The sequence below is a fragment of the Yoonia sp. genome (genome assembly GCF_017854565.1).
Classification (GTDB): Bacteria; Pseudomonadota; Alphaproteobacteria; order Rhodobacterales; family Rhodobacteraceae; genus Yoonia.
In genome coordinates this window covers 1-20,643 of record NZ_JAFMHJ010000035.1, presented here as the reverse complement: position 1 = coordinate 20,643, position 20,643 = coordinate 1, and the positions used below count along the sequence as shown (strand labels likewise).

Sequence of the window (20,643 nt, the reverse complement as noted above, 5' to 3'; positions counted from 1 at the left end):
GATAGGGCGTACAATCGCCGCATGCCAGAGGGCTGGTCAAAGCCGCACACCATGTTACATCCTTGGCCCTTACCATAAGGAAAAATACTATGCTCGTCGTCGTTTCGCCTGCCAAATCCCTTGATATGGCCCCCGTCGCCATCACGGCCACCGCGCCTGCCTTTCAGGATGATGCGATCCGGCTGGCCAAGACAGCGCGGAACCTGACGCTGACCCAGCTCAAGGACCTGATGCACATTTCCGACGACCTCGCCCGGCTGAACCGCGATCGGTTCAAAGCCTTCGCCGAAACACCCGCGCCAGAGGCGACAAAACCCGCGGCACTGGCCTTTAACGGCGATACCTATCAGGGGCTCGAGGCGAAAACCCTGTCCGACGACGGTCTGCGCTGGGCGCAGGACCACCTGTGCATCCTGTCCGGCCTTTATGGCCTGCTGCGCCCGTTGGATGCGATCCAGCCCTATCGGCTGGAAATGGGCAGTCGCCTGAAAACCCGGCGCGGCAAATCGCTTTATGACTACTGGGGCGATACCATCGCCAACGCGCTGAATGCGCAGGCCGCAGCCCAGGGCACCGAAACGCTGATCAACTGCGCCAGTCAGGAATATTTCGGCGCCGCCGACCGCAAGGCCCTGACCCTGCGGGTCATCACACCACAGTTCATGGAACGCAAAGACAACCGCCCCCGCATCGTCAGTTTTTTCGCCAAACGCGCGCGCGGCGCCATGGCGCGCCATATCGTCGAAAACCGCCTGACCGACCCCCAGGACATCCAGACCTTCAATACCGGCGGCTACGCCTATGACGCCGACTTGTCCGAAGGTGACAAATGGGTATTCCTGCGGGATTATCCGTCCGCCTGAGGGCTGGCATACGGCCCGGCTTTCTGGTCAACTTGGCCCAAAGATCAGAAAGGGCCTCCCATGAACTGTGTCTTCATCTCTATCCGTTGTCGTCCGGGCACCGCCTACGGCGTGGCCGACGCCATCGCATTGCGCGAAATCCATTCGGAACTCTATTCCACCAGCGGCGAGTATGACCTGCTGGTCAAGATGTATATCCCCGAGGGCGAAGACGTGGGCAAATACATCAACGCCAACCTGTTGGGCGTGCCCGGGATCGAACGGACCCTGACGACCCTGACCTTCAAGGCGTTCTAAGGCCGATGCAAATAGCCATCATCGGCCACGGTGCCATCGCCAATTACGTCCGGGCACGGCTGCCCCACGGCATTCATGAAGCCGCCCAGATCGTCCGCCCCGGCAAGGAGACGCCGGACAATCCGCCCCGGATAAGCGCGATTGCCGATCTGCCCAGCGGCGTCGATTTGGTTGTTGATTGCGGCGGTCATGCAGCACTTGCGGCCCACGGCCCTGCGGCACTGACCAAGGGGATAGACGTGTTGACAGTCTCGCTTGGGGCGCTGGCTGATCAGGCGCTTTATGACCAGTTGCTGGCCGCCGCACAGACCGGCGGCGCGCACCTGCATCTGGCCAGCGGGGCGATCGGCGGGCTGGATGCACTCCGCGCCGCCTGCGCAGGCCCGATGCAAAGCGTGACCTACAAGGGCCGCAAACCGCCTGCTGGCTGGCAGGGGTCACCAGCCGAGAATGTGCTGGACCTTGCCGCGCTGACCAAAGCGACCCCGCATTTCACCGGCTCTGCCCGACATGCCGCACTGGCCTATCCCAAAAACGCCAATGTTGCCGCCGCCGTGGCGCTTGCGGGTATCGGGATGGATGCCACATGGGTCGAACTGATCGCCGACCCCGCTGCGGCAGGCAACATCCACGAAATCCATGCTGTCGGCCAATTCGGAGAGCTGCATTTCCAGATCACCGGCAAGGGTCTGCCCGACAATCCCTGCAGTTCTGCCCTTGCGGCGATGAGCGTGGTATCGGCACTGGCCGAGTGGCAGAAACGGATCGTGTTCTAGGCTCTCTCAGAAATCTGCGGCGATACGCAGGTCGCGCAGGGGGCGAACGATGTCGATTGCCTGTTGATACAGTGGATGTGCCCGATATGCGGCCAGATCCTCTTCACTGGCGAACTCGGCATAGACAACCACATCCACGTCCGTTGACCAGATATCGCCTTTGGTGTTCTCTCGCACCTCAAAGAAATTCGCTTGCGGGATGTCCTGCAGCAGCCCAAGTCCCGCGATAATCTGGGGCAAATCAGCCTTTTGTTTGGCACTGAAGAATACGATGTGGCGGATGGCTGGCCGATGCGTCAAGAACATGATCCTTTTCATGGGCGGTGATTTCACACAGCGCACAAATCACAGTCCAGTCCCACCGGCAAGCGGCCTTGGCTGTCAGATACGTTCAATCGCCAGCGCAATCCCCTGACCGCCGCCAATGCACATCGTGATCAACCCGCGTTTGCCGCCTGTCCGCTCCAGCTCGTACATGGCCTTGATGGTAATGATCGCGCCCGTGGCCCCCACCGGATGCCCCAGTGCAATCGCTCCGCCATTGGGGTTCACGCGGGCCGGGTCCAGCCCCAGTTCCGTGGATACCGCCAGTGCCTGCGCGGCAAAGGCTTCGTTCGATTCGATCACGTCGAAATCAGCGGCAGTCAACCCGGTCTTTTCCAGCAGCTTGCGCACCGCAGGCACGGGGCCGATCCCCATCACCTCGGGGCGCACACCGGCATGGGCATAGCCCAGAATCCGAAACTTCGGCGTCAATCCGGCCTTCGCCGCCGCATCCGCCGTCGCAAGCACGACCGCCGCCGCGCCATCGTTCAGCCCAGACGCATTGCCTGCCGTGACGGTGCCGTCCTTTTGAAACACCGGGCGCAACCCGGCCAAAACCGCAAGCGTGGTGGCCTTGGGGTGCTCATCGCGGATAAAATCCACCATGTCGCGCTTGACGCGCACCTGCACCGGGGTGATCTGCGCATCAAAATACCCCGCCGCCATCGCCGCTGCCGCGCGTTCCTGACTGCGCATCGCAAAGGCATCCTGCGCGGCGCGTGTCACCTGATGCGCAGCCGCGACATTTTCCGCCGTGATCCCCATATGCCCGGTGCCGAACGGACAGTTCAGCGCGCCCAGCATCATATCTTGCGATTTGACATCACCCATCTTGGCACCCCAACGGGCATCCGACATGATAAACGGCGACCTGCTCATGTTTTCGGCACCACCGGCCAGACCGAATGCCGCATCGCCCAGTTGCAGCGATTGCATCACCGACACGATCGCCTGCACGCCCGACCCGCACAGCCGGTTCACGTTCATCGCAGGCGTCGTCTCCGGTATCCCCGCCTGCATCGCGGCGACGCGGGACACATACATGTCCTTGGGTTCGGTATTGATCACATGGCCGAATGCCACATGACCGATCTGCGCGCCCGCAACACCGGCCCGGTCCAGCGCGGCCTTGGCCACCGCCGTGCCCAGTTCGATCGGTGACGTGCCCGCCAATGCCCCGCCAAACGTGCCAATCGCCGTGCGCGCGCCACCCAAGATCACGATATCAGTCATCAATGCCTCCACAATTCAGTTGCCGTATCCTACCGCAGACCATCAAAGCGACCAGCGAAACGTCAGGTCATCACATGCGGACTTTGCAAGATGTCCGCGCCGCTGTGAAGTTTTGCGCATATACGGCGTTCTTCGGGTGATCGGCGCAATCTTTTGTGGCCTGCTCATCAGCGCGGCGGCCCATATTTCGGCCCCCCAATGGTTCGGGGCGTTTCCTTTGCGCGATGCCGTGTTAAATCAATCCCAACACACGAGGTATCATGCTGCTTACCGTTCAGGATATTCACAAAAGCTATGCCACCGCCGACGGCCCTTTTGCCGTCCTGCGCGGTATTGACCTGACGCTGGGTGCGGGCGAAACGCTGGCGCTGACGGGTGAATCCGGTAGCGGCAAAAGCACGCTTCTGCACCTCATCGGCGGTCTCGACACGCCTGACCGTGGCCAGATCATCATCAACGGCAGCGATATCGCCGCGCTGGATGACAACGGGCGCGCGCATCTGCGACGCGGCACCGTGGGCGTCGTGTTTCAGCAATTCAACCTTATTCCCAGTCTGAAGGTGGCGGATAACATCGCCTTTCAGGCCCGTTTGGCCAACCAATACGATCCGGCATGGACCGCGACCCTGACCGACCGGATGGGGCTGACATCGCAGTTGGGCAAATACCCCGAACAGCTTTCGGGTGGGCAACAACAGCGGGTCGCAATCGCGCGCACCCTCGCGCCCAAACCGCGCCTTGTGCTGGCCGATGAGCCGACCGGAAACCTTGACGAAGGCACCGCCGCCATTGTCATGGACCTGATGCTGGAACTGGTGCGCGAAACCGGCGCGGGCCTGCTGATGGTCACCCATTCGGCTGCGCTTGCCGCACGGTTGGGGCGTCGCCTGCATCTGCGCGCCGGACAGGTGGCATGACACGCGCGACCCTTCAAGCGCTGCTGTCGCACTGGTGGCGCAACCCTTTGCAGCTTTTTACGTTGCTCGCGGGCCTTGCCTTGGCCACGGCACTGTGGTCCGGCGTGCAGGCCGTCAACGCCGAGGCCCGCGCCAGCTATCGCGCTGCTGCCGCCACGCTTGGCGAAGGGCAATACGACAGGCTTGGCCGCCGCGACGGGCAGCCGATGGATCAAGCGACCTATATCACCCTGCGCCGCGCCGGTTGGCTGGTCAGCCCTGTGGTTCAGGGGCGGCTGAACGGCGTGCGTATCGTGGGCATCGACCCGCTGACAGCGCCGGCTGGCATTGGCCCCGTCCGCCTGACCCAAGGTGCCGACATCGCCGACTTTCTTGTCGGCAACGGCCCGCTTTTCGCCAACGCAGCCACCGCCGGACGCCTGCCCGACCTACAGATCACCATCACCCCCGATATCGCCCCCGGCTCTGCGATTACCGACATTGGCGCAGCCCAGCGGCTGCTTGGAAAACCGGGGCAGATCGACAGCCTGATCGTGGCACCGGTTCAACCCCGCGAGCGGCCTGATCTTGCCGATATCGCGCCGCAACTGGTCCGACAGTCCGCGCAGGGCGGCTCTGATATCGGGCGGCTGACGGACAGTTTTCACCTCAACCTGACGGCCTTTGGCTTGCTATCGTTTGCTGTTGGCATCTTTATCGTCAACGGCGCCATCGGGCTTGCGTTCGAACAACGCCGCCCGGTTGTGCGGACCCTGCGCGCGCTGGGCCTGCCACTGCGCCGCCTTATCGTCTTGATGGCTGCGGAACTGATGTTCTTTGCCCTGATCGCGGGCGGGGTTGGCGTCATGCTGGGGTATGTCATCGCGGCACTGCTGCTGCCCGATGTCGCCGCGACCCTGCGCGGGCTTTATGGCGCAGACGTGTCCGGCACGCTGCAACTGCGCCCGGTCTGGTGGCTTTCGGGGCTGGCCATCGCGCTGGGCGGCACCGCCATCGCGGCCAGCGGTGCGTTGTGGAAAATGTCGCGCATGCCGCTGCTTGCATCGGCGCAACCGCGCGCGCTGGCCATGGCCGCAGGGCAGGGCGCGGTCATGCAGGGGGCCGCTGCCGCGCTCCTGCTGGTGATCGCGCTGATCCTCGCGCTGACGGCAGACGGGCTGATCGCGGGTTTCGCGCTGCTGGGTGCGCTGTTGATCGGCGCGGCCCTGGCCCTGCCGATCATCCTCGACCGTGTTCTTGCGGCGACCAGCGCGCGGGCCAAATCCATCACCGCCCAGTGGTTCTGGGCCGATACGCGCCAGCAACTGCCCGGCCTTTCGCTCGCGCTCATGGCGCTGTTGCTGGCCATGGCCGCCAACGTCGGCGTGTCCACGATGGTGTCCAGCTTCCGGCTGACCTTTACCGCGTTCCTTGATCAGCGCCTCGCGTCCGAGCTTTACGTCTCAGCGCAGGACGCCACACAGGCGCAGGCAATCATCGCCTACGCCACCCCCCGCGTCGATGCGGTGCTGCCGATCCAGTCGGTCGAGACCCAGATCGCGGGCCTGCAAACCGAGGTCTTCGGTGCCCGCGACCACCGAACCTACCGTGACAACTGGACCTTTCTGAACGCCGCGCCGGATCTTTGGGACACGACATTTGCGGGCCAAACCATCTTGATCAACGAACAGTTGTCACGCCGCGCCAACCTGCGCATTGGCGACACCGTGCCCCTGCAATCCCAAACCCTGACCATCGCCGGGGTCTATGGCGACTACGGCAACCCCATCGGTCAGGCGCTGATCAGCGAAGACCTGTTTGCCGGCCTTTACCCCACCGTCACCCCGCAACGCTTTGGCCTGCGGATGGACCGGTCCAAGGTCGGCGATTTCGTCACCCGGATGGCGGCTGATATCGGCATCCCCGCCAGCCAAACGATCAATCAGGCGGGGATAAAAGCGTTCTCGCTTGGCGTCTTTGACCGCACCTTTACGGTCACGACGGCGCTGAATGTCCTGACCCTCGCCGTCGCCGGTTTCGCCATATTGATGAGCTTGCTGACATTGGCCAGCATGCGTGTGCCGCAACTTGCCCCTGCGTGGGCCATGGGCATGACGCGCGCGCAACTGGGGCGGCTGGAACTGCTGCGCGCAGTGCTGCTGGCGATGCTGACGGCCAGCCTTGCGCTGCCGCTTGGTCTGGGGCTGGCGTGGGCGCTGCTGGCGGTCGTCAACGTGGCCGCGTTTGGGTGGCAACTGCCCATGTACCTGTTCCCCGCCGACTACGCGCGCCTCGGCCTTTTTGCGCTGATCGCCGCCGCGCTTGCCGCGCTGTGGCCTGCGTGGCGTCTGGCGCGCACCCCGCCTGCGGACCTGCTGAAAGTCTTTTCCAATGAACGCTAAGGCCCTGGTCATCGCGCTGCTGCTCCCCCTGATGGCAAACGCCCAAGGCTTCGCGGGTCTAGGGTCCGATAGCGCCGGTTTCAGCGTGCCTGCGCCCAACCCGACCTTCGATTTCCCCCGTGACCACGGCCCCCATGACGATTACCGCATCGAATGGTGGTACGTGACCGCTAATCTGCGCTCTGCCGACGGCACAGCCTATGGGCTGCAATGGACACTTTTCCGCTCTGCCCTCGCGCCGACGGGCGGGGCGGGCTGGGCTGCGCCGCAGCTTTGGATGGGGCACGCCGCCGTCACGACCCCAACCGACCACTACGTCAGCGAACGGCTCGCACGTGGCGGGATCGGGCAGGCCGGCGTGACCGCCGATCCGTTCAGCGCATGGATCGACGACTGGCAGATGACAGGCGACATGGATGCGCTGCAGATGACCGCCAGCAGCCCTGACTTTACCTACGACATGACCATGACCGCCGATGGGCCGCTGGTATTTCACGGCGACAACGGGTTTTCCGTCAAATCCGCCGCCGGGCAGGCGTCCTATTACTATTCGCAACCGTTCTACGATATCTCCGGCACCCTGAGCCTGCCTGACGGCGACTTTGCCGTCACGGGCACCGCATGGCTGGACCGGGAATGGTCGTCGCAACCGCTGGCCGACAATCAAACCGGCTGGGACTGGTTTTCGCTGTCGTTTGATGACGGGGCCAAGATGATGGGATTTCGGCTGCAACAGACCGATGGGCAAAACTATACCTCTGCCACATGGATCGCCCCGGACGGGACGGCAACGGCCTTTCCCAACGGTGCCTTCACCGCCGCGCCTTTGATGACACACACGACCGCCAACCGCGACATCCCCGTTCGCTGGCACGTGCAACTGCCCGAAAAAGGTGTCAATGTGATCGTTGACGCCATAAATCCCGATGCATGGATGACCACCTCCGTTCCCTATTGGGAAGGCCCGGTGCGGGTCACCGGCAGCCACACGGGCCACGGCTATCTGGAGATGACAGGCTATGAGTAACTGGTTCGAGACCCTCGAAGGTCTGCACATTCAGGTCTGGGATACCCTGATCCAAGGTCTCGTTGACGCGGGCCATCCCGCCCGCAGGCCAACATTTGCAACGGTATCGCCCGACAATTGGCCCGAGGCGCGCACCGTGGTGCTGCGCGGCTCCGATACCGAAGCGGGTATCGTCAGCGTCTACTCTGACCTGCATTCAGACAAGATCCGCAGCCTCAAGAAGAACCCCCGCGCGGCGCTGCACATCTGGGACCCGGCGCAGGCCCTGCAAATCCGCCTCAAGACCGAGGTGACAATCGCATCCGGCCCCGCCGTGCGCCCGCTGTGGGAAAACATTCCCGCCCAGTCACGACAAAGCTATGGCGTCAGCCCGGCACCGGGTCGGCCAATTCCCGACGCGCTTGACTACATCAAGAATGCGTACCCCGACACCTTTGCGGTCCTGCACTGCCGGATCATCACGATCGACGTGGTTCACCTTGGCGATGATCACCGGCGCGCCAGCTATTCACGTTCCGATGACTGGGCCGGGAAATGGCTTTCGCCCTGACCCGCGTCCGGCTAACACACCGCAATGCATAACCTTCCCCTTACCCGCGATCTTGTCCTGATCGGCGGCGGTCACTGCCACGCCCTCGTGTTGCGCAAATGGGGCATGAACGCGCTGCCCGGCGTGCGCGTCACGGTGATCAACCCCGGTCCGACGGCGCCCTATTCGGGCATGCTGCCCGGTTTCGTCGCCGGCCACTATACCCGCGATGAACTTGATATTGATCTGGTCAAACTGGCCCGTTTCGCGGGCGCGCGCCTGATTGACGGTGCCGCCACGGCCATTGACCGCGGCACCCGGACAATCACCGTTCCGGGGCGCCCTCCCATCGCCTATGATATTGTGGCGATCGACGTCGGTATCACGTCGGCCATGCCTGCGCTGCCCGGCTTTACCGCCCATGCGATCCCCGCCAAGCCGCTGGGCACTTTCGCGTCGCGCTGGGATAATTTCCGCCGCGACACCACAGACCCCCATATCGCGATCATCGGCGGTGGCGTGGCCGGTGCCGAACTGGCCATGGCGATGGCTCATGCGCTGCGCGACAAAACGCCCACGGTGCATTTGATCGACCGGGGAATAGCCCTCAAAGACCTCGGCACCACCGCGCGCCAGAAAATGCGTGCCGCCCTTGGCGCGCAAGGCGTGCAGCTGATCGAAAACGCCGAGGTCCGCCAGATCACCCCACAGGGCGTCATGCTGGCCGACGGGCGCATGATCCGATCCGATTTTACCACCGGGGCTGCGGGGGCGAAACCGCACGACTGGATTGCCACGATCGGCGTCGAAACGCACGACGGTTTCATCACGGTCAACGCTGCCCTGCAATCCAGCGATCCGGCGATCTTTGCCGTCGGTGACTGCGCCCACCTTGGCGCGACGCCCCGCCCAAAGGCCGGCGTCTTTGCCGTGCGTCAGGCGCCGGTGCTTTACGACAACCTGCGCGCGATCTTGTCGGGAGGCGATCTGCGCCCCTACAAACCGCAATGCGACTACCTCAAACTCATCTCGCTTGGCGGCAAATCCGCCCTCGCCGAGAAATTCGGAACTGCCCGCAAAGGTCCCCTGCTTTGGCGCTGGAAAGACCACATTGACCGCAAGTTCATGGACCAGTTCGGCACATTGCCCGCGATGCAGGGACCCAAACTGCCGCGCACAGTCGCCCTTGGGATGGCCGACGCCTTGGGCGATAGACCCATGTGCGGCGGCTGCGGTGCCAAGGTCGGGCGGGCCGCGCTGCAAACCGTGCTTGCCGACACCTTCGGCGATGACGCGGCGATCGTGCAACCGGGGCAGATCATCACGACCGACCACCTGCGCGCGCTCACCCATGATCCGGCCCTGATGGCCCGCATCGCCGCGATCCATGCGCTGGGCGATATCTGGGCGATGGGCGCGCGCGCCCAAGCCGCCACCGCCAGCATTATCCTGCCGCGCATGTCCGCCGACCTGCAACAACGCACCCTGAGCGAAATCATGCAAACCGCGACCGCCGTCATGACCAAGGCGGGCGCCGTCATCGTCGGCGGCCACACATCGCTTGGCGATGAACTGACCATCGGGTTTACCATCACCGGACTGACCGAAAACCCCATCACACTGGCAGGCGCCAAACCCGGCGACGCGCTGATCGTGACCAAACCCATCGGCAGTGGCACGATCATGGCCGCCGAAATGGCTGGTGCCGCCCGCGGTGCCGATGTCATCGCCTGTCTTGACCTGATGACCGCACCCCAGGCCAATGCCGCCGAACGCCTGCATGCCGCGCACGCCATGACAGACGTGACCGGCTTTGGCCTTGCCGGGCACCTGCGCGGTATCTGCGCTGCGTCCGGGACCGGGGCTATACTGACGCTTGCCGCAATCCCGCTCATGCAAGGCGCTCTGGCGCTGGCGCAATCGGGCATCCGCTCATCGCTTTTCGCGGATAATCAACGCGGCGCGGGGGCTGTCACCGGACCGGGAGGCGCGACGTATGACCTGTTGTTCGATCCGCAAACCGCTGGTGGCCTGCTTGCCGCCGTCGCCGCCGATAAGGCCGAAACGGTCCTGCGCGATCTCAAAGCCGCCGGCTATCCGGCTGCAATCATCGGCGAAATCACCCATGATCCGGGCATCACAGCCCGCTAAGCGCCGCCATGACTGCATCTGCCGCGCGGTCTTGCCCGACTTCATCCAGCGTCTGTGCCTGCACAACCGCGATCACGTCACGCTCATCGATCCGGCGCGATTTGGTATAGGCGGCGTCGTAATGCTCGACCATCAGCGCCGTTGCCAATGCCGCGAATTCGCCCCCGCGCAGCAGCGCAATCCAGCCGTCCACAACCGCATGGCCGCGCAAGTTGCGCAGCGGTGCCAGTCGGCGGGCCACCTCATCCGGCTCTGCAATAATATCCGCATAGGCCGCGGTCAAAAAGGCCGCGCGTGCTTGCATCGGGGCTTCGATCACAACCCGCCGCGCGGCCAGCATCGCCACCCATAACGATGGCGGCAGCGCAATCCGCCCGATCTTGCTGCTTTCCGCCTCGACCACCACGGGCCGCGCCGGATCAAGACCGTTCAACGCCACGGCAAGCGCTGTCTCGAACGCCTTCTGGCTTGGCTGCCCCGCTGCAGTCGCCCCCAGCAACGACCCCCGATGCCCCGCCAACCCCTCAAGGTCGATCACCTGCACACCCCGCGCCGCCAACCGCGCCAGGATCGCGGTCTTCGCGGTCCCGGTATTGCCGTCCAGCAACACCACCCGATGCGGCAGCGGATCATCATAAAGGGCGTGGTTCACAAGCCGCCGAAACGTCTGATAGCCGCCCTGCACGACCTCGGTGCGCCACCCGATCTGGCTAAGGATCGTCGCAACCGACCCCGATCGCTGCCCGCCACGCCAGCAATAAACCAGTGGCCGCCAGCTTCCGTCCTTGGTGGCCAACGGCCCGTCAATATGATCCGCGACATTGCGCGCAACCATCGCCGCGCCGATCTTGCGACCATCAAAGGCGCTGATCCGCTTGTAAACCGTGCCGACCCCGACGCGCTGTGCGTCCGTCAGCGCGGGCAGGTTGATCGCCCCTGGCACGTGGTCCTCGGCGAATTCCGCAGGCGAACGCACGTCGATCACGGTGTCAAACCCGTGGTTCAGGATCGCATCCAAACTGTTAAATTCAATCGGCATACACGCCCTGTAGCCCAGCACGCGCCGGTGCAAAAGGCCCATCCGCCATTGCCGCCCCCCGCTTTCGCGCCTAGCGTGCAAACAACAATGTATCGAGCCCCCAAATGTTGAACACCCCACTCCCCCACATCACCCGATGGTCCGACCTTAACGGGGTCGCCCTGACCCCCGCCGAGAACATAGTCATCGACGCCGCGAAAGCGGGTAAGCGTGCGAACATCGGCGACACCACCCCGACCACCAAAACCGAAGCCGTCCTGATTCGCGCGCCCCTGCTGCGCTACCTGATCCTTGGCGGCTGTGATGAATGCCGTACACAGGCGGCGGGGGTGGAGGTGCAAGGCGCATGGATCGAACACACCCTCGATCTGTCCTTCGCCACTGCCGCCGGGCCGATTAGCCTATACGATTGCCACATCGCGGCACGCCCGGAGATGATGCATCTCAAGCTGCATGGGCTATATCTAAACCGTAGCACGCTGCCGTCCGGCCTGAATGCCCAAGGCGTGCAGGTGGGCGGGGATGTGTTTTTGCGCGGGCTTAAGGCAAAGGGCGCGGTCAGCCTCTCCGGTGCCGCGATCACCGGGCAGTTGGCTTGTGAAGGCGCGACGCTGGAAAATGCGGATGGCCCTGCGCTCAATCTGCAACGCGCGCAGGTGGGCGGGGGTGTGTTTTTGAGCGGGCTCACGGCAAAGGGCGCGGTCAGCCTCTCCGGTGCCGCGATCACCGGGCAGTTGGATTGTGAAGGCGCGACGCTGGAAAATGCGGATGGCCCTGCGCTCAATCTGCAACGCGCGTCGGTCAAGGGAGGTTTTCTTTGGCGAAATGTCAAAGCCGTGACAGGCCGGGTGAACCTGAGCTCTGCCCATTTCGCTGATTTGGCTGACGACGCTGCCAGTTGGGACAAATGTAATGATCTGACCATGGTCGGGCTGACCTACGACGTGTTGCACGGGTCCACTGATGTGCTGGAACGGCTGGATTGGCTGAAAAAAGGTGCGAAGAACGACGGCGGTTTCCACCCGCAACCCTACGAACAACTCGCCAAGGTCCTGCGCGAAAGCGGCCACCGGGCCGAAGCGCGCGAGATTTTGATCGCCAAGGAACGCGAACAGCGCAAAACAGTCCGCGCCCGGCGGTGTCATAAACGGCACTGGCTCAAGAGCATCTTGTCGCCGCGTAATATCGGTAGCACGATTGTAGATATCGTGTTTCGCGAAACGGTCGGGTATGGCTATAAACCGCATCGCAGCATTTTCTTGCTGGTGTTCTTGATCAGCCTTGGCGCGTATGTGGCAGCCAAGGCGTGGGACGCGGGTGATTTCGCACCGAACTCCGATGTGATTCTGAATTCCGCAGGTTGGCAGGCGCTGGCTGATGATCGCACCGCATATCCAAATCCGGCGGCGACATGGTCAGACCCGCTTGGCCCCGGTCAGGATTATGAAACTTTTCAACCCGTTGCCTATGCCGTCGATATTGTCATCCCTATCATCGCATTGGGGCAAGAAACCGCATGGTCACCCTCCACCAATCGCGGCTGGTGGGGGCGGCAGCTTTGGTGGTTGGAGTGGTGCCTGACCGCGCTGGGCTGGATCGTCACCGCCATTGGCGCGGCGGCTGTCACGGGCGTGATCAGGCGGGATTAAGCGGCACCCGCCCTGCATCGGTCAGCAGCCAGCAGTCGCGCCCTTGGAACACCGCAGGTATCAACGGGCGGCCATACCCCGCGCCGCCGTCCAGATCGACGCGGTTGCCGAAATGTTGCGGCTGGTCCAGCGCGGTGTGGCCATGCACGACCAGATGGCCGAAATCATGATCGCTGTCCAAAAATCCGTCGCGTATCCAGATCAGGTCATCCTCGGCCTGATCGGCAAGCGCGATGCCGGGCCGCAGACCCGCATGGACGAACAGCAGGTCATCGGTGCGGTGCCACAGCGGCAGCGCGTCCAGAAAATCCAGATGCGCCGCGGGCACGACACCCCGTGCGCTGTGATGCAATGCGTCGGGATGCACCCGGCCATCATCGCCCGTGCAATAGATCAACTGTTCAGGCGTGCCATCCACATGCCGGTCGAAATGCATGTCACCAGCGACCCCGTAAGATCCCAGCGTATCGGCACCGCCAAGCCGTTGATTAAGCCAGCTCAGCCCCGATTTCACCCGGGGATCATGCAAGGTGCCCTGCCGGATATAGCGGCTGAACATCCGGTCGTGATTGCCGCGGATGAACACCCAGTTGCGCCCCGCGTCGCGCCCTGCGATCAGGGTTTCGATCACGCCCCGGCTGTCCGGCCCGCGATCGGTATAGTCACCCAGAAACACGATTTGCGCATCCGCCCCGCCATCATCCGCGATCAGCGCCAGCGCGCGGTCCAGCATGGCTTTCTGGCCGTGGATGTCACCAATGGCATAGGTCGGGCGCATCGCGTTTCCTTGTTTGGGGGTGGGGGCGCATGATGTCACGCACCCCCCCCCTTTTGCCCTATCAGACTTCGAACGTCAGCGGCTTGACCTGTTGGAACAGACCTGTCGCTTCCAATGCCTTTAACACGGCGGCGGGCACCGGCTCGTCCAGGTAAAGTATGGCAATCGCCTCGCCCTTGGCGGCGGACCGACCAAGGGTAAAGTTCGCGATGTTCACGTCGTGCTGGCCCAGCGTCGTGCCCAACGTGCCGATGATACCCGGCACGTCCTTGTTGGTGGTATAGAGCATGTGCGGCCCCACATCGGCATCAATGTTGATACCCTTGATCTGGATAAAGCGCGGCTTGCCGTCGCTGAACACCGTGCCCGCGATCGACCGTTCGCGCGTGTCGGTGACGACGGTGACCTTGACGTAGCCTTCAAAGGCGCCGGACTGGTCTTGCTTGGTCGTGGAAATCTTCACGCCACGCTCTTTGGCGATCACCGGGGCGGATACCATGTTCACATCCGGGTTAGCGGTTTTCATGATGCCCGCAACGGTGGCCGCTGTCAGCGCCTTGAGGTTCATTTCGCTGGCTTCACCGTCAAACAGAATGTTGATCGCCTTGATCGGCTCATCCGTCATCTGACCGATAAAGTTGCCCAGATGGCCTGACAGCTTGATCCAAGGGCCCATGATCTTGGCTTCTTCTGCCGTCACGGACGGCATGTTCAGCGCGTTTTGCACGGCCCCTGTCAGCAGGTAATCCGACATCTGCTCGGCCACCTGCAAGGCGACGTTTTCTTGTGCTTCTGTCGTGGCGGCGCCCAGATGCGGGGTGCAAACGACGTTGGGCAGACCGAACAGCGGGTTTTCGGTCGCGGGCTCCACGGCGAAAACGTCAAGGGCAGCACCGGCGATATGACCCGCAGTCAAAAGATCGGCCAGCGCCTGTTCATCGACCAGACCACCGCGCGCACAGTTGATGATGCGGACGCCCTTTTTGGTCTTCTCAAGGTTTTCACGGCTCAGGATGTTCTTGGTGTCCGCCGTCAGCGGCACGTGCAGCGTGATGAAATCAGACCGCTTCAGCAGATCTTCCAATTCGACCTTCTCGACACCGATCTCGGTGGCGCGCTCTTCGGACAGGAACGGGTCCATGGCGATGACCTTCATCTTCAGGCCACGCGCACGGTCACAGACGATGGAGCCGATATTCCCCGCACCGATCACACCAAGCGTCTTGCCGGTCAGCTCGACCCCCATGAACTTGGATTTCTCCCACTTGCCCGCATGTGTCGACGCGCTGGCCTCGGGAATCTGGCGGGCCACGGCAAACATCATCGCAATGGCGTGTTCGGCGGTGGTGATCATATTGCCAAAGGGCGTGTTCATCACGATGATACCCTTGCGGGACGCCGCCTCGCGATCGACGTTATCGACACCGATCCCGGCGCGGCCGATCACCTTGAGGTTGGTCGCGGCGTTGATGATCTTTTCGGTGGCTTTGGTCGCCGACCTGATGGCCAGACCATCGTAGTTGCCGATCACAGCCAGCAATTTGTCTTTGTCCTTGCCCAGATCGGGCTGGAAATCGACATCAATGCCGCGATCCTTAAATATCTGCACGGCAGCAGGGGACAGTTCATCAGAGATAAGAACTTTGGGGGCCATGATGGGCTCCTATACTTGAATGGGGAAAGGGGTAGGGTGGGTTAAAACCCACCTTACGCTGTGATTTCTGTCTCGAATGCCCAGGCAAGCCATGGCAGCATTGCTTCGATGTCGGATGTCTCGACCGTTGCGCCGCACCAGATCCGCAGACCGGCAGGGGCGTCACGATACGCACCGATATCCAGCGCGATATTCTCGGCCTCAAGCCGCTTGGCAATCGCTTTGGCAAAGGCAGCGCCGTCGGTGATCCGGTCATCGGTGAACTTCAGGCAGACCGACGTATTCGACCGCGTCGCCGGATCAACAGCCAGGTTTTCGATCCAATCGTTTTCCGCGCAAAAGCTCCAGATCGCCTGCGCATTGGCATTGGCCCGGTGCATCAGCGCATCCAAACCGCCAATCGACCGGCCCCATTTGAGCGCGACAAGATAATCCTCGACCGCCAGCATCGACGGCGTGTTGATCGTCTCGCCTTTGAAAATACCCTCGATCAGCTTGCCCTTCGACGTCAGGCGGAAAATCTTTGGCAGCGGCCATGCGGGCGTATAGCTTTCCAGACGCTCCACGGCACGCGGCGACAGCACCAGCATCCCATGCGCGGCTTCACCGCCCATGACCTTCTGCCAGCTAAACGTCGTCACATCGAGCTTGCCCCAAGGCAAATCCTGCGCAAACGCAGCCGATGTGGCATCGCACAGCGTCAGACCGGCCCGGTCACCGGGGATCACATCGCCCGACGGCATCTTGACGCCAGAGGTCGTGCCGTTCCAAGTAAAGCAGACGTCATTGTCATAGTTCAGCGCGGCCATATCGACGATCTCGCCATACTCCGCTGTATGCACGGTGGCGTCGATTTTCAGTTGCTTGACCACATCCGTGACCCAGCCCGCGCCAAATGATTCCCACGCGACCATTTCCGAAGGGCGTTCGCCCAACAGCGACCACATCGCCATTTCAAACGCGCCCGTGTCCGACGCCGGCACGATACCAACGCGGTAGTCGGCGGGGATGCCCAAAATGGCGCGTGTCAGATCAATCGCCTCGGCCAGCTTGGCCTTGCCCACAGATGCACGGTGCGACCGGCCCAACGGCGCGTCGCTTAATGCATTCAAATTCCAGACGGGGGGTTTGGCACAGGGGCCAGAAGAAAAACGCGGGTTCATCGGCCGCGTTGCCGGTTTGGTCATTACCATCACTGGTATCCTCTCAGATAATCGCCCTTCGTTGGGGAAGGGTGTCCCACTGCCGCACATAGGCCCACTCCGGCCCTTTCACAACACGCAAAATGACGCTAGACCGCCGTTCGAGCCGCTTTTTGCGACACATCCGGCGCGGATAGGAAACTTGCCCATGTTTATCGTGACCCTGTTGACCACACCCACCGAACGCACGCTGGACCGGGCCTTGGTCGATAGCCTGCGCAACGCATGGGGCGGGGGCGACGCACAGTGGCTTGCCATCGACGAAGCCGCCGAATTTGCAATCCCGCATATGCCCGACAACCAGTGGGACGTCTGGTCGGACCTGCAAGACGCCTGCGTCGACCTGATCATCCAGCCTGCCGCGAATCGCCGCAAACAGATGCTGCTGGCCGATATGGACAGCACGATGATCCGTCAGGAATGTATCGACGAATTAGCCGTCGAGGCAGGCGTCGGGGCCCGCGTCGCCGATATCACCGCCCGCGCCATGAACGGGGAACTCGACTTTGAAGGTGCGCTGCTGGAACGGGTTGGCCTGCTCAAGGATCTGCCCGAACCCATGATCGAACAGGTCCTTGATCAGCGAATCACCTATATGCCCGGCGGCTACGAACTGGTCGCCACGATGAAGGCCAACGGCGCCTACGCCGCACTTGTCTCGGGCGGGTTCACGGCCTTCACCGCCCGCGTTGCGGCGGCGCTGGGCTTTGATGAAAACCGCGCCAACACGCTGCTGGTTGAAAATGGCAAACTGACCGGCGATGTCGCCCGCCCCATCCTCGGCAAGGCGGCCAAGGTGCAAGCCCTGACTGAAATTGCCGCCCGCCTGAACATCACACCGGCCGATGTGCTGGCCGTGGGGGATGGTGCGAATGATCTGGGCATGCTGTCGCTGGCGGGTACGGGTGCGGCGCTTCACGCCAAACCTGCGGTGCAGGCACAATGCGATATCCGCATCAACCACGGCGACCTGACAGCACTGCTGTTTTTGCAGGGCTACGCGCGCGATGAATTTGTGACCTGAGGGGCGACGCCCCAAAAACCGCCCCCCGTTCGATTGCGCCAAATCAATCTGCGCCCGGTCATCTGTGACTAAACAGAACCACCGCCCCGTCGCCTTGGCCTATGAAAAGCTGCGGGCAAAATGGTACAGGAGAACTGATATGAACCGCACGATCGCCATGACCATCGCCGCCGCCAGCCTTGTGCTCGTGCAGGCTTGCGAAAACCTGACAACCGAACAGCGCACCGTTGTCGGCCTGACCGGCGGCGCCGCTGCTGGCCTGATTACGGCTGACATTCTGGGCGCAGATGACGACTGGCGCCTGATCGCCGCCCTTGCTGGCGCGGCCGCCGGTACGATCGTGGCGCAAAACAGCGAGACCGATCTATGCGCCTACGCGCGCGGCGACGGCACATACTTCACGGCCCCCTGCCCATAGGGCGGGGTCCCCCGGTAGCCGTTTCTTGACACGCCGTTCACACATACACCGGGCGCTGCGTTAACCACGGCAGATCCGTCAATCTGTATGCACGGATTCTGTACGCCTTCTGTACGGGATGCACATGGCCGATAGGCCTTGTTTTCCGCAGCTTTACGCGAAATGCGTGGCCCGCAGTGTGTCATCGTGCCGGTGGCCCTGCCGTACGTTGCGCACCCCCTTGCATCCCGCCCCGTCGTCACGCCACAAAGGCGTATGAGCAAACCACATAAACCTGCCACTATCGCCGCCCACGCCGCAGGCGCGCTTGACCCGCAATCGGGTGGCGTCGTGCCTGCGCTGCAGCCGTCAACCACGTACCTACGGGATGAAAACTATGCGCTGATCCGGCCCGACAACATCTATTCGCGCGACAATTCCGACAATCTCCGGCAGGCTGAAAAAGTCCTGCAAGCTCTTGAAAATGCTGATGATACGCTGCTTTTCCCCTCGGGTATGGCCGCGATTGCCGCGGTCTTCCGCACCTTGCCGAACGGTGCTGTGGCCATCGTGCAATCGGGCATCTACTGGGGCACCACGCAATGGGTCCGCGACTTTTGCACCCGCCGCCAGATCACCCTGCACGAGGTCGACGCAGACGCATTGCAAACCGCCTGCCAGACCCATCGCGCTGATCTGGTCTTTGTCGAAACCCCGTCCAATCCATGGCTGAAAACTGTTGATATTCAACGCATTGCGGATGTGTCCGATGCGATACTGATCGTGGACGCCACGGCCGCAACCCCGATCCTGATGCGCCCGCTGGCGCATGGTGCCGACATCGTCATGCACTCCGCCACCAAGGGTATCAACGGCCACTCCGATGTTCTTGCCGGTGTCCTGTCAACCCGCGATAAACAAACGGAAATTTGGCAGGCGATCACGCTGGATCGCAAGACCGCAGGCGCGATCCTCGGCCCGTTCGAAGCGTGGTTGCTGACCCGCGCAATGCGCACCCTGCCACTGCGGGTCGAACGCATGTCGCAAAACGCTCAGACGCTGGCAGAATACCTTGTCGCACATCCCCGGATTGATGATGTTCTTTACCCCGGTCTGCCCCAGAATTCGGGCCATAAAACCGCGCAAAAACAAATGCATGGCGGTTTTGGCAGCCTGTTGTCGGTGCTGGTCAAGGGGGGGCGCGCCGACGCCCTGCGCGTCATTGGCAAGCTGGAATTATTCCTGCGGGCTACGTCGCTCGGCAGTGTCGAAAGTCTGGTCGAGCATCGCCACACGATTGAGCCGCACACCGGTATTCCCGAAACGCTGCTGCGCGTGTCCGTCGGGATCGAAGACATCGACGACCTGATCGCCGACTGGGCCCAAGCGTTGGAAACCGAGATGCATTGATGTAAAGGAACGGCACCTTTCAGCGCCGTTCCTGGCCTGTTAGGTCAGATGATCAATCTTCGGTGGGGCCGCCTGCGGCCTTCCAGTCGCCGATTCCGCCTACGTTGATGACATTCTTATAACCCATTTCCTTCAATGTCTTACCGGCAAGTGCCGCCTGGCCGCCCGCACCGCAGACCAGACACAGCTCGGCGTCTTTTTGAAAGATTGGATTGTGGAATTGCATGTCCGCATCGGCGGCGAATTCAATGAACCCACGCGGCACGCGGTGCGCCCCGGCGATCGTGCCGGACTTTTCAATATCGCCGCTGTCACGCACGTCGACAAACGTGGCAGCGCCCGCGGCGTGTTTGGCAATCGCCTCTTCTACAGTGATGCGTGTGACGGTGGCATTGGCTTCGTCAAGATAGGCTTTGGCAGATTTCATAGGTGGTCTCTCCTGTTGCATGTGTCTCAACCTATGCCAAGCCAGCCGAAAAACCAGCCATCCGCCAAAAAAAAGCCCGGGCAAAGTGCCCGGGCAAGTCCAACAGGGAGGTTCTAGTATCTACCGGATACATCGCAATTTCGGCGAATTTTTGTTGCCTTTATGACACTGACAATTGGGACTGGCTGAGGAGGGCAAACACTTTGGCAGTGACTAAATAGCGAAGGCCGTGGCGATTTTTAGCTGAAAATCTTGATGGTGTCCGGACAAGTTAGGCAATGTGATCTTTAGAATTTTGAACTATGCTGTCTTCGAACGGCCCACAGCGGACCTCCGCAGTCAGTGACGATGCCGCAGCGCAGCTTCACCGAACCGGCCATTCGTGCATCATGCAGCATTTTCCGAGGGTGAAGGTCGGCAGAGCGGACAAAACTGACGTTAGAGGTTCAGCGTTTGAAGTTTGATAGGGGCCTATGACTCTGTTGCACAAATCGGCTGATGGCCGAGGTACCCCTTTCCCTGGACAGACTTATCCCACGGTCTCTGTGACGGGTATGCCGAGCGC

At 62.2% G+C, this 20,643-nt stretch carries 19 protein-coding genes; 12 read left to right on the top strand and 7 right to left on the bottom strand.

The window, feature by feature from the left end; all coding sequences use genetic code 11:
- Window positions 1–89: 89 nt before the first annotated feature.
- The 3 genes from yaaA to QZ196_RS13190 are packed head-to-tail and all read left to right on the top strand — an operon-like array spanning window position 90 to window position 1,936.
- Window positions 90–863 carry a peroxide stress protein YaaA gene (gene yaaA, locus QZ196_RS13200; RefSeq protein ID WP_296427146.1) on the top strand — a complete coding sequence of 258 codons (774 nt, stop codon included), beginning with the start codon at window positions 90–92 and terminating at the stop codon, window positions 861–863.
- A gap of 60 nt (window positions 864–923) precedes the next feature.
- Complete coding sequence (locus QZ196_RS13195; protein ID WP_296427144.1) at window positions 924–1,160, top strand: Lrp/AsnC ligand binding domain-containing protein; 237 nt, start codon at window positions 924–926, stop codon at window positions 1,158–1,160.
- Window positions 1,161–1,165: 5 nt separating this feature from the next.
- Window positions 1,166–1,936 carry an aspartate dehydrogenase gene (locus QZ196_RS13190; protein WP_296427143.1) on the top strand — a complete coding sequence of 257 codons (771 nt, stop codon included), beginning with the start codon at window positions 1,166–1,168 and terminating at the stop codon, window positions 1,934–1,936.
- A 6-nt stretch (window positions 1,937–1,942) separates the two neighbouring features.
- Here the strand turns inward: QZ196_RS13190 and QZ196_RS13185 are convergent, their stop codons facing one another.
- Both QZ196_RS13185 and bktB read right to left on the bottom strand, forming a co-directional pair.
- Complete coding sequence (locus tag QZ196_RS13185; protein WP_296427141.1) at window positions 1,943–2,236, bottom strand: Dabb family protein; 294 nt, start codon at window positions 2,234–2,236, stop codon at window positions 1,943–1,945.
- Between the two features lie 81 nt (window positions 2,237–2,317).
- The gene (gene bktB, locus QZ196_RS13180) at window positions 2,318–3,493 is read right to left on the bottom strand and encodes a beta-ketothiolase BktB (RefSeq protein ID WP_296427139.1); all 1,176 of its coding nucleotides are present in this window, start codon (window positions 3,491–3,493) and stop codon (window positions 2,318–2,320) included.
- 260 nt (window positions 3,494–3,753) lie between these two features.
- On the opposite strand from bktB, the gene QZ196_RS13175 reads away from it, so the two are divergent.
- Genes QZ196_RS13175 through selD form a run of 5 tightly spaced genes read left to right on the top strand, consistent with a single transcriptional unit; the run spans window position 3,754 to window position 10,498 of the window.
- Complete coding sequence (locus QZ196_RS13175) at window positions 3,754–4,410, top strand: ABC transporter ATP-binding protein (RefSeq protein WP_296427137.1); 657 nt, start codon at window positions 3,754–3,756, stop codon at window positions 4,408–4,410.
- Window positions 4,407–6,791, top strand: coding sequence for an FtsX-like permease family protein (locus QZ196_RS13170; protein ID WP_296427136.1), 2,385 nt, complete (start codon window positions 4,407–4,409; stop codon window positions 6,789–6,791). Before QZ196_RS13175 ends, QZ196_RS13170 begins: the two co-directional genes overlap by 4 nt.
- Window positions 6,781–7,818 carry a lipocalin-like domain-containing protein gene (locus tag QZ196_RS13165; RefSeq protein WP_296427135.1) on the top strand — a complete coding sequence of 346 codons (1,038 nt, stop codon included), beginning with the start codon at window positions 6,781–6,783 and terminating at the stop codon, window positions 7,816–7,818. Before QZ196_RS13170 ends, QZ196_RS13165 begins: the two co-directional genes overlap by 11 nt.
- Window positions 7,811–8,368, top strand: coding sequence for a pyridoxamine 5'-phosphate oxidase family protein (locus QZ196_RS13160; protein WP_296427134.1), 558 nt, complete (start codon window positions 7,811–7,813; stop codon window positions 8,366–8,368). Before QZ196_RS13165 ends, QZ196_RS13160 begins: the two co-directional genes overlap by 8 nt.
- A gap of 24 nt (window positions 8,369–8,392) precedes the next feature.
- Complete coding sequence (gene selD, locus QZ196_RS13155) at window positions 8,393–10,498, top strand: selenide, water dikinase SelD (RefSeq protein WP_296427132.1); 2,106 nt, start codon at window positions 8,393–8,395, stop codon at window positions 10,496–10,498.
- Here the strand turns inward: selD and mnmH are convergent.
- On the bottom strand, window positions 10,485–11,537 hold the full coding sequence (gene mnmH, locus QZ196_RS13150) for a tRNA 2-selenouridine(34) synthase MnmH (protein ID WP_296427130.1): 1,053 nt from the start codon (window positions 11,535–11,537) through the stop codon (window positions 10,485–10,487). The two genes, selD and mnmH, sit on opposite strands and share 14 nt — an antisense overlap.
- Before the next feature lie 104 nt (window positions 11,538–11,641).
- Between mnmH and QZ196_RS13145 the strand changes: the two genes are divergently transcribed.
- The gene (locus QZ196_RS13145; protein ID WP_296427128.1) at window positions 11,642–13,186 is read left to right on the top strand and encodes a hypothetical protein; all 1,545 of its coding nucleotides are present in this window, start codon (window positions 11,642–11,644) and stop codon (window positions 13,184–13,186) included.
- On the opposite strand, the gene QZ196_RS13140 is transcribed toward QZ196_RS13145, so the two are convergent.
- From QZ196_RS13140 to QZ196_RS13130, 3 genes are all read right to left on the bottom strand, one after another.
- On the bottom strand, window positions 13,173–13,964 hold the full coding sequence (locus QZ196_RS13140) for a metallophosphoesterase (RefSeq protein ID WP_296427126.1): 792 nt from the start codon (window positions 13,962–13,964) through the stop codon (window positions 13,173–13,175). The genes QZ196_RS13145 and QZ196_RS13140 overlap by 14 nt on opposite strands.
- A 61-nt stretch (window positions 13,965–14,025) precedes the next feature.
- Window positions 14,026–15,618: a phosphoglycerate dehydrogenase gene (gene serA, locus QZ196_RS13135; RefSeq protein ID WP_296427125.1), complete on the bottom strand. Its 1,593-nt coding sequence runs from the start codon at window positions 15,616–15,618 to the stop codon at window positions 14,026–14,028.
- A gap of 53 nt (window positions 15,619–15,671) precedes the next feature.
- Window positions 15,672–16,811 (bottom strand): phosphoserine transaminase, encoded by a 1,140-nt coding sequence (locus QZ196_RS13130; RefSeq protein ID WP_296427123.1) that lies wholly within the window; start codon window positions 16,809–16,811, stop codon window positions 15,672–15,674.
- A 157-nt stretch (window positions 16,812–16,968) separates the two neighbouring features.
- On the opposite strand from QZ196_RS13130, the gene serB reads away from it, so the two are divergent.
- From serB to QZ196_RS13115, 3 genes are all read left to right on the top strand, one after another.
- Window positions 16,969–17,844, top strand: a complete 876-nt coding sequence (serB, locus tag QZ196_RS13125; RefSeq protein ID WP_296427121.1) for a phosphoserine phosphatase SerB — start codon at window positions 16,969–16,971, stop codon at window positions 17,842–17,844.
- Between the two features lie 139 nt (window positions 17,845–17,983).
- A complete protein-coding gene (locus QZ196_RS13120; RefSeq protein ID WP_296427120.1) occupies window positions 17,984–18,262 on the top strand; it encodes a glucose-6-phosphate isomerase in 279 nt (92 codons plus the stop codon).
- Window positions 18,263–18,517: 255 nt separating this feature from the next.
- Complete coding sequence (locus QZ196_RS13115) at window positions 18,518–19,651, top strand: PLP-dependent transferase (RefSeq protein WP_296427118.1); 1,134 nt, start codon at window positions 18,518–18,520, stop codon at window positions 19,649–19,651.
- Window positions 19,652–19,703: 52 nt separating this feature from the next.
- Here QZ196_RS13115 and QZ196_RS13110 read toward each other — a convergent pair whose 3' ends face one another.
- Window positions 19,704–20,078: a rhodanese-like domain-containing protein gene (locus tag QZ196_RS13110; protein WP_296427116.1), complete on the bottom strand. Its 375-nt coding sequence runs from the start codon at window positions 20,076–20,078 to the stop codon at window positions 19,704–19,706.
- Window positions 20,079–20,643: the final 565 nt, after the last annotated feature.

What these genes read in the sequence shown, in the direction of transcription:
- yaaA (WP_296427146.1), top strand. Translation starts at nt 90, where the DNA reads ATGCTCGTCGTCGTTTCGCCTGCCAAATCCCTTGATATGGCCCCCGTC.
- QZ196_RS13195 (WP_296427144.1), top strand. Translation starts at nt 924, where the DNA reads ATGAACTGTGTCTTCATCTCTATCCGTTGTCGTCCGGGCACCGCCTAC.
- QZ196_RS13190 (WP_296427143.1), top strand. Translation starts at nt 1,166, where the DNA reads ATGCAAATAGCCATCATCGGCCACGGTGCCATCGCCAATTACGTCCGG.
- bktB (WP_296427139.1), bottom strand. Translation starts at nt 3,493, where the DNA reads ATGACTGATATCGTGATCTTGGGTGGCGCGCGCACGGCGATTGGCACG.
- QZ196_RS13175 (WP_296427137.1), top strand. Translation starts at nt 3,754, where the DNA reads ATGCTGCTTACCGTTCAGGATATTCACAAAAGCTATGCCACCGCCGAC.
- QZ196_RS13170 (WP_296427136.1), top strand. Translation starts at nt 4,407, where the DNA reads ATGACACGCGCGACCCTTCAAGCGCTGCTGTCGCACTGGTGGCGCAAC.
- QZ196_RS13165 (WP_296427135.1), top strand. Translation starts at nt 6,781, where the DNA reads ATGAACGCTAAGGCCCTGGTCATCGCGCTGCTGCTCCCCCTGATGGCA.
- QZ196_RS13160 (WP_296427134.1), top strand. Translation starts at nt 7,811, where the DNA reads ATGAGTAACTGGTTCGAGACCCTCGAAGGTCTGCACATTCAGGTCTGG.
- selD (WP_296427132.1), top strand. Translation starts at nt 8,393, where the DNA reads ATGCATAACCTTCCCCTTACCCGCGATCTTGTCCTGATCGGCGGCGGT.
- mnmH (WP_296427130.1), bottom strand. Translation starts at nt 11,537, where the DNA reads ATGCCGATTGAATTTAACAGTTTGGATGCGATCCTGAACCACGGGTTT.
- QZ196_RS13145 (WP_296427128.1), top strand. Translation starts at nt 11,642, where the DNA reads ATGTTGAACACCCCACTCCCCCACATCACCCGATGGTCCGACCTTAAC.
- QZ196_RS13140 (WP_296427126.1), bottom strand. Translation starts at nt 13,964, where the DNA reads ATGCGCCCGACCTATGCCATTGGTGACATCCACGGCCAGAAAGCCATG.
- serA (WP_296427125.1), bottom strand. Translation starts at nt 15,618, where the DNA reads ATGGCCCCCAAAGTTCTTATCTCTGATGAACTGTCCCCTGCTGCCGTG.
- QZ196_RS13130 (WP_296427123.1), bottom strand. Translation starts at nt 16,811, where the DNA reads ATGGTAATGACCAAACCGGCAACGCGGCCGATGAACCCGCGTTTTTCT.
- serB (WP_296427121.1), top strand. Translation starts at nt 16,969, where the DNA reads ATGTTTATCGTGACCCTGTTGACCACACCCACCGAACGCACGCTGGAC.
- QZ196_RS13120 (WP_296427120.1), top strand. Translation starts at nt 17,984, where the DNA reads ATGAACCGCACGATCGCCATGACCATCGCCGCCGCCAGCCTTGTGCTC.
- QZ196_RS13115 (WP_296427118.1), top strand. Translation starts at nt 18,518, where the DNA reads ATGAGCAAACCACATAAACCTGCCACTATCGCCGCCCACGCCGCAGGC.
- QZ196_RS13110 (WP_296427116.1), bottom strand. Translation starts at nt 20,078, where the DNA reads ATGAAATCTGCCAAAGCCTATCTTGACGAAGCCAATGCCACCGTCACA.